Source organism: Vibrio sp. OPT18 (assembly GCF_015163615.1).
GTDB lineage: Bacteria > Pseudomonadota > Gammaproteobacteria > Enterobacterales > Vibrionaceae > Vibrio > Vibrio coralliirubri.
Map to the genome: position 1 here is coordinate 113,413 of NZ_JADDYK010000060.1, position 5,856 is coordinate 119,268.

Sequence of the window (5,856 nt, forward strand, 5' to 3'; positions counted from 1 at the left end):
ATTCAATCTTGGGTGAATGACTTCGAAACAGAGCGAAATATCAACCGAACGGTCCGTATGGGTATCGCTGACTACCCATTCTTGCCACGCGCTTACACCGCAATTAACGATCAAGAACTGCTCGACGTATTGTTGATGTCGACCAACCTCGCTCGAGAGATCAGTCTCAAAGAGCGCAGTAGCCAATGGGTTTATCTAAAAGCTATCGATAATGCACCGGCAGCGAGCCTTGCAACTGGTAACATAAGAGAAGCGTGTAAACATGCGATTAATCAAGGGTTAATAAAAATACAATCCTCGTACCAGAATGAGGACAACATCAAAAAAATGCTAAAAGATGACTGATTTGCGAGCGGTTAAGAGCAGCAAGTCGTGACCTTATTTTTAGTTTTGTTATTATCGATGTAACGGAATTTCATCAAAATGATCGAGATCGGTCTACGCGGCGCTAATAAATACATCTATGGGCATTCTTGAAAAAGACATTCAGGCGCAACTCCACCAGCTGAAATCTCAGTTGGAGCAGGTACGTTTGACGCAAAGAGACACCTCGTTCAAGTTTATTAGAGAACAGAAAGTTCTAAAGCGTATCGTCACATCTTTAAGTGACGCATGTGTTGGCAGTAACAGCCATTTAGATGAAAACCTCATTGCCCTTAGGGAAGAGCTAGAAAAACAAAAAGACATTAGCTCGATGATCCCAAAGCTGGCAGTATTAGAAAGGATGCTTAAGCAGAAAACGTTGGCTATGGATAAACAGAACGGATATCTGGACGATAGCATTAAGCACAGTGGGGAAACGCTGCAGCGCATAACTGGACTTCCAGCACAGCTAAAACGCGACCTACGAAACTTACTTAGCTTCTCCGAATGCAATGGCAGTCAGAAAGTCGACCATGCCATGAAACTTCTCGGTATTTATGAGCGTGCCATAAAGATTATGGCGAATAACTCACGCACCCATTTTGCTGACGCTGCGCACTCTCCGGAACAAGAGCTCCTTTCCGACCTATCAAACGAATTACAACATCTGATCACTGAACTCGACTTCGAGGGTGAATCGGGTGATCTGCTTACCGATATTCGAGCGAAGCTGCTGCTTGGTGTTTCCACACAAAACCTACTTGAGCTGACACTTCAGATCCTCAAACTGGTTATTGAAGGCACCAACCTAGAACGTAAGAAGTCTGAACAATTCATCGACCAGCTTAACTCCTCTCTAGCGTCCAGCATCAAAACGGCAGACCAAAATGCCGACCAGAGCCAGAGCTACTTTGAGCACCGCCAAGGTCTAAACTCTGAGTTAAATGAACTTGTCACTAGAAGCCAAAGCTCGGTAGATAAAGCGAAGGATATTGATAGTTTAAAGCTGTCGATTAATCCGCTACTCAGTGAAATCGCCTCTCTTTCGGAAAGGCTGAACCACGCAGAGCAAAAAGAACAAGCTCTGATAGAGAGAATGAGTTACGGAAAGACTCAGTTAGATTCACTCTATGAAGTGACCCAAGATTACCGTAAGCGTTTGGAAGATCAGGCTCAGCGAATGCTGCTTGATCCTCTTACTAAGGTTTACAATCGCACTGCCTTTACTGATCGCTTAGAGCTTGAGTATCGCCGCTGGATCCGCGCGCAACACTCGCTACGCGTAGTACTGCTCGACATCGACAACTTTAAAGCAATTAACGATAGCTTTGGTTACACCGCGGGCGACAAAGCACTCAAGATCATCGCAAGAACCATCACCAAAGAAGCCGGCACCACTGATACTGTGGCTCGCTTTTCAGGTGAAGAGTTTGTGTTACTGCTACCAGAGCAAACCGATGAATATTGCCATCAGGTGATTCAGAACATTCAAACTCAAGTAAGCCGCCTGCCCTTTAAGTTCCGTGACCAACAAATCACGATCACTTTATGCGCGGCAAGTACTCAGTTTAAAGAGTCTGATACACCGGAAGAAGTGTTAGAGCGACTCAATACAACGCTAAATAAAGCAAAACAACGCGGTAACAACCAACTTGTTTGGCACTAGGCCAGCCCTAGATTTAATTTATTTCATTTTTTCAAATACTTATCACATACCATTTCCCTCAATGTTTGCTAAGCTAATGATTAACATTCGCTTAACAAGCATTCTTGGCAAGCAACGCTGTCGTATCCGTTTCGTCTGGTTAACTCTCTCCTACCTTTAACCAAACACTTTCAACGTTTGCTTCTCACTCTCGAGCCAGAGGGTCACTTCAACGTCCCCTGCTCTTTTCAATAAGGAGGCACTATGATCACTCATATCAGCCCTGCCGGTAGCATGGATTTACTCTCTCAACTTGAGGTTGAGCGTCTTAAGAAAACCGCGTCTAGTGATCTGTACCAACTGTATCGTAACTGTACGTTAGCGGTTCTGAACTCGGGTAGCCATACCGACAACTCCAAAGAGTTGCTCGACAAATATCTGTCGTTCGATGTCGAAGTCGTTCGCCGTGAGCGTGGTATTAAGCTAGAACTGAGCAACCCACCTGAGCATGCCTTTGTCGATGGTGAAATCATCAAGGGTATTCAAGAACACCTATTCTCAGTACTGCGTGACATTGTTTACGTCAACATGCACTTAGCCGACAACCAAAGGCTCAACCTGACTAATGCCACTCACATTACTAACCTTGTGTTTGGTATCTTGAGAAATGCAGGTGCGCTGACGCCGGGCATCGAGCCTAACCTGATTGTATGTTGGGGTGGTCACTCTATTAATGCCAGCGAGTATCAATACACTCGTGAAGTCGGTAATGAACTCGGCCTACGTGAACTGAACATCTGTACCGGTTGTGGACCGGGAGCAATGGAAGGCCCAATGAAAGGGGCTGCCATTGGTCACGCGAAACAACGTTACACCGATCATCGTTATCTGGGGCTTACCGAGCCTTCGATCATTGCGGCTGAGCCACCAAACCCAATCGTGAACGAACTGGTGATCATGCCAGATATTGAGAAGCGTCTTGAGGCGTTTGTTCGTATGGCGCATGGCATCATCATTTTCCCAGGCGGCCCCGGCACGGCCGAAGAGCTGCTGTACATATTAGGGATCATGATGCACCCGAATAACGCCGAGCAGCCAATGCCGATTGTCCTAACTGGTTCGAAAGAGAGCGAAGCTTACTTCCGCTCAATCGATAAGTTCATTGGTGAAACTCTAGGGCCTGATGCGCAGAAACATTATGAGATCGTGATTGATGATCCAGCACGCGCTGCGAAAATCATGAAACAAGCGATGCCAGATGTGCGCTCTCACCGTAAAGAGACCGGTGATGCCTACAGCTACAACTGGTCGCTGCATATTGAGCCTGAGTTCCAACTGCCATTCGATCCAACACACGAATCTATGGCGGCGCTTGATCTTCATATGGACCAAAAAACAGAGAGCCTAGCCGCTAATTTACGTAAAGCGTTCTCAGGTATTGTCGCAGGTAACGTCAAAGCCGAAGGTATTCTAGAGATAGAGAAACACGGCCCATTCCTGATTGATGGCGACAAAGAGCTAATGACCAAGATGGACCAACTGCTAAACGACTTTGTTGAGCAACATCGAATGAAGCTACCGGGCGGTACGGACTACGTGCCTTGCTATAAAATTGCACCGAGCGAATAGGCACACTCATTAACGAGTAACTAAGTGAGTGATAACCAATTGGTAGGCATAAAGTTAATCAGGTTATGACGTTTACGTCGCTAACGTTTCAACTCACCAAGTGATACGTTACTATAAGGGGCTAGCAGCCCCTTTTTTATTGCCTATTTAGTGGAAACTTATGTCTATCCATCTTGTTATTATCGATGCCTTAAACCTCATCCGACGCGTGCACTCTGTTCAGCCGGATCCAACCGATATAGCAAGAACCATCACCACCACTACTCGAACTCTCAATAAGATTCTGAATGAATCAAAGCCCACCCACATCATCGCGGTATTTGATCACCATTTACAAGATCGAGGCTGGCGCGCAGATGTGCTCCCTGCTTATAAGCAGAACCGTAAACCGATGCCAGAACCATTAATGAAAGGCCTTGATGCTATTCAACAAGCTTGGTGGGAGTTAGGCATTGATTCACTGCTGTCTGATGGCGATGAAGCGGATGATCTCGTCGCAACACTGGCAAAGAAAGTGGCTGACCACGGAGAAACCGTCACCATCATCTCGACAGACAAAGGGTATTGCCAGCTGCTATCACCCACTCTGCAGATCCGAGATTACTTCCAGCACCGCTGGTTAGACAAACCCTTTATCGAAGCTGAGTTTGGCGTTAAACCTGAACAACTGGCGGATTACTGGGGATTAACGGGCGTAAGCTCAAGCCAAGTACCGGGGATTCCAGGTGTCGGACCAAAAGCAGCCAAAGAGATATTAACCACATACCCAGATATCGAAGCGGCCTACCAAGCAGAAGACCTACCGAAAAAATATCGTAAGAAGTTCGACGAACACATCGAATCCGCTCGTGTATGTAAGCAAGTATCGGCACTCAAAACAGACATTGATTTAGGGTTCAATCTGCAAGATATTCGTTACGAAGCAAACTCTTAGAGCCTACTCGATATACACAAAGCTACAGAACCAGAAAAGCCTTAGTTCACACTAAGGCTTTTTGTTATTTACGGCTGCCGCCTAAGCGGATTCAGTCGGATGATTAGAAGTTATAAGCGATAGATGCTTTGAAGTTACGACCCGCTTCGTAGCTGGTGTACTTATCTGAGCCCCAAGAGATACCAAAACCAGTATGCTCTGCGTACTTCTTATCAAGCAGGTTGTCGACACCAAGGTTCACTTCTAGATCTTTAGCAAACGTTGGAGTGTAAGCCGCCCAAATGTTATGCGTAGCGAAACCAGCACGTTTAACCTGTTCACCATCTTCGTCCATGTAGTCATTACCCGGTACAAAGCGTGAATCCCAACCAAACACAAACTCGCTGTTTAGGCTGTAGTTAAAGCCCGCTTTGAAGTTGTGAATACCTGTTTTACTCATATGGCTCGTTTTGCCATTCTCTAGGTCTTTCTGGTCACCATCAGAGTATGAGTGGTTAGCGTAAACACTTAACGCATCTAGCTCATAGCTCAATACGGTTTCAACACCCCACACTTCAACATCATATTGGTTTGCTAATGTTGAGTTGTTCTTAGTTGGATGCATCTGATTATCAAGATTGTAGGTGTAAGCCGTAAAACCTAGGATAGCGTAATCAGCAGCAAGCAGACGTGTCAGCTCGTAATCAAAACCCGCTTCGTAGTTGTTACCCGTCATCGCTTTGGTATTAGACTGGTTAACATCAGGTGCAGCTTTCATCGTCAATGCTTCTGGCAATGATGCACCTTTAAACAAACGACCATAGCCCACACGAAGTTTTAGGTTATCCGTGGTTTGGTATTCACCCTTGAACTTTGGAGACAGCTGATCAAAATCACCATCGTAAACACCACCAAGTTTATGAACGTCGTAACGCAAACCGCTCGTTAAGCGGAAATCGCTGAACTCGTACATGTCTTGTACGTAAAGACCGTAGGCAGTCACAGTGCCGCCGTCCATGCCGTACTTCTTAGTTTGACCTTGTTGCGAACCACTTTGGTACACACCATCGCCAGCATCAATCCACTGTTCAGCCTTGTAACCATCCAGACCGTAAGTCAATTCATGCTGACCAACCCAAGAGATGTTACGAATATCACCACCGATGGTCGTCACGTTGTATTCACGGTCTGGGATAGCAATCGTGCCATCTTTGATCCAGTTGCCGTTCGCGTCTTTGTCCCACGCCGTATCAACAAGCGCATCGCGCTCCATGTACTGGCGGTTGTAGTAAACATTGGTTTTCAG

General features: G+C 46.0%; 4 protein-coding genes and 1 pseudogene. 4 read left to right on the forward strand and 1 reads right to left on the reverse strand.

Annotation, left to right across the window (positions count from 1 at the left end):
- The 4 genes and pseudogenes from IQQ51_RS27210 to xni all read left to right on the forward strand — a co-directional run.
- Positions 1–345, forward strand: a pseudogene (locus tag IQQ51_RS27210) (tetratricopeptide repeat protein); the annotation flags it as partial.
- Positions 346–463: 118 nt separating this feature from the next.
- Positions 464–2,029 (forward strand): GGDEF domain-containing protein, encoded by a 1,566-nt coding sequence (locus IQQ51_RS15575; protein WP_081229491.1) that lies wholly within the window; start codon positions 464–466, stop codon positions 2,027–2,029.
- Positions 2,030–2,272: 243 nt separating this feature from the next.
- A complete protein-coding gene (gene ppnN, locus IQQ51_RS15580; protein WP_086774719.1) occupies positions 2,273–3,637 on the forward strand; it encodes a nucleotide 5'-monophosphate nucleosidase PpnN in 1,365 nt (454 codons plus the stop codon).
- A gap of 160 nt (positions 3,638–3,797) precedes the next feature.
- Complete coding sequence (gene xni, locus IQQ51_RS15585) at positions 3,798–4,571, forward strand: flap endonuclease Xni (protein WP_048612242.1); 774 nt, start codon at positions 3,798–3,800, stop codon at positions 4,569–4,571.
- A gap of 103 nt (positions 4,572–4,674) precedes the next feature.
- On the opposite strand, the gene IQQ51_RS27215 is transcribed toward xni, so the two are convergent.
- A partial coding sequence (locus IQQ51_RS27215; protein WP_228012898.1) for a TonB-dependent receptor domain-containing protein occupies positions 4,675–5,856 on the reverse strand: 1,182 nt, incomplete at its 5' end.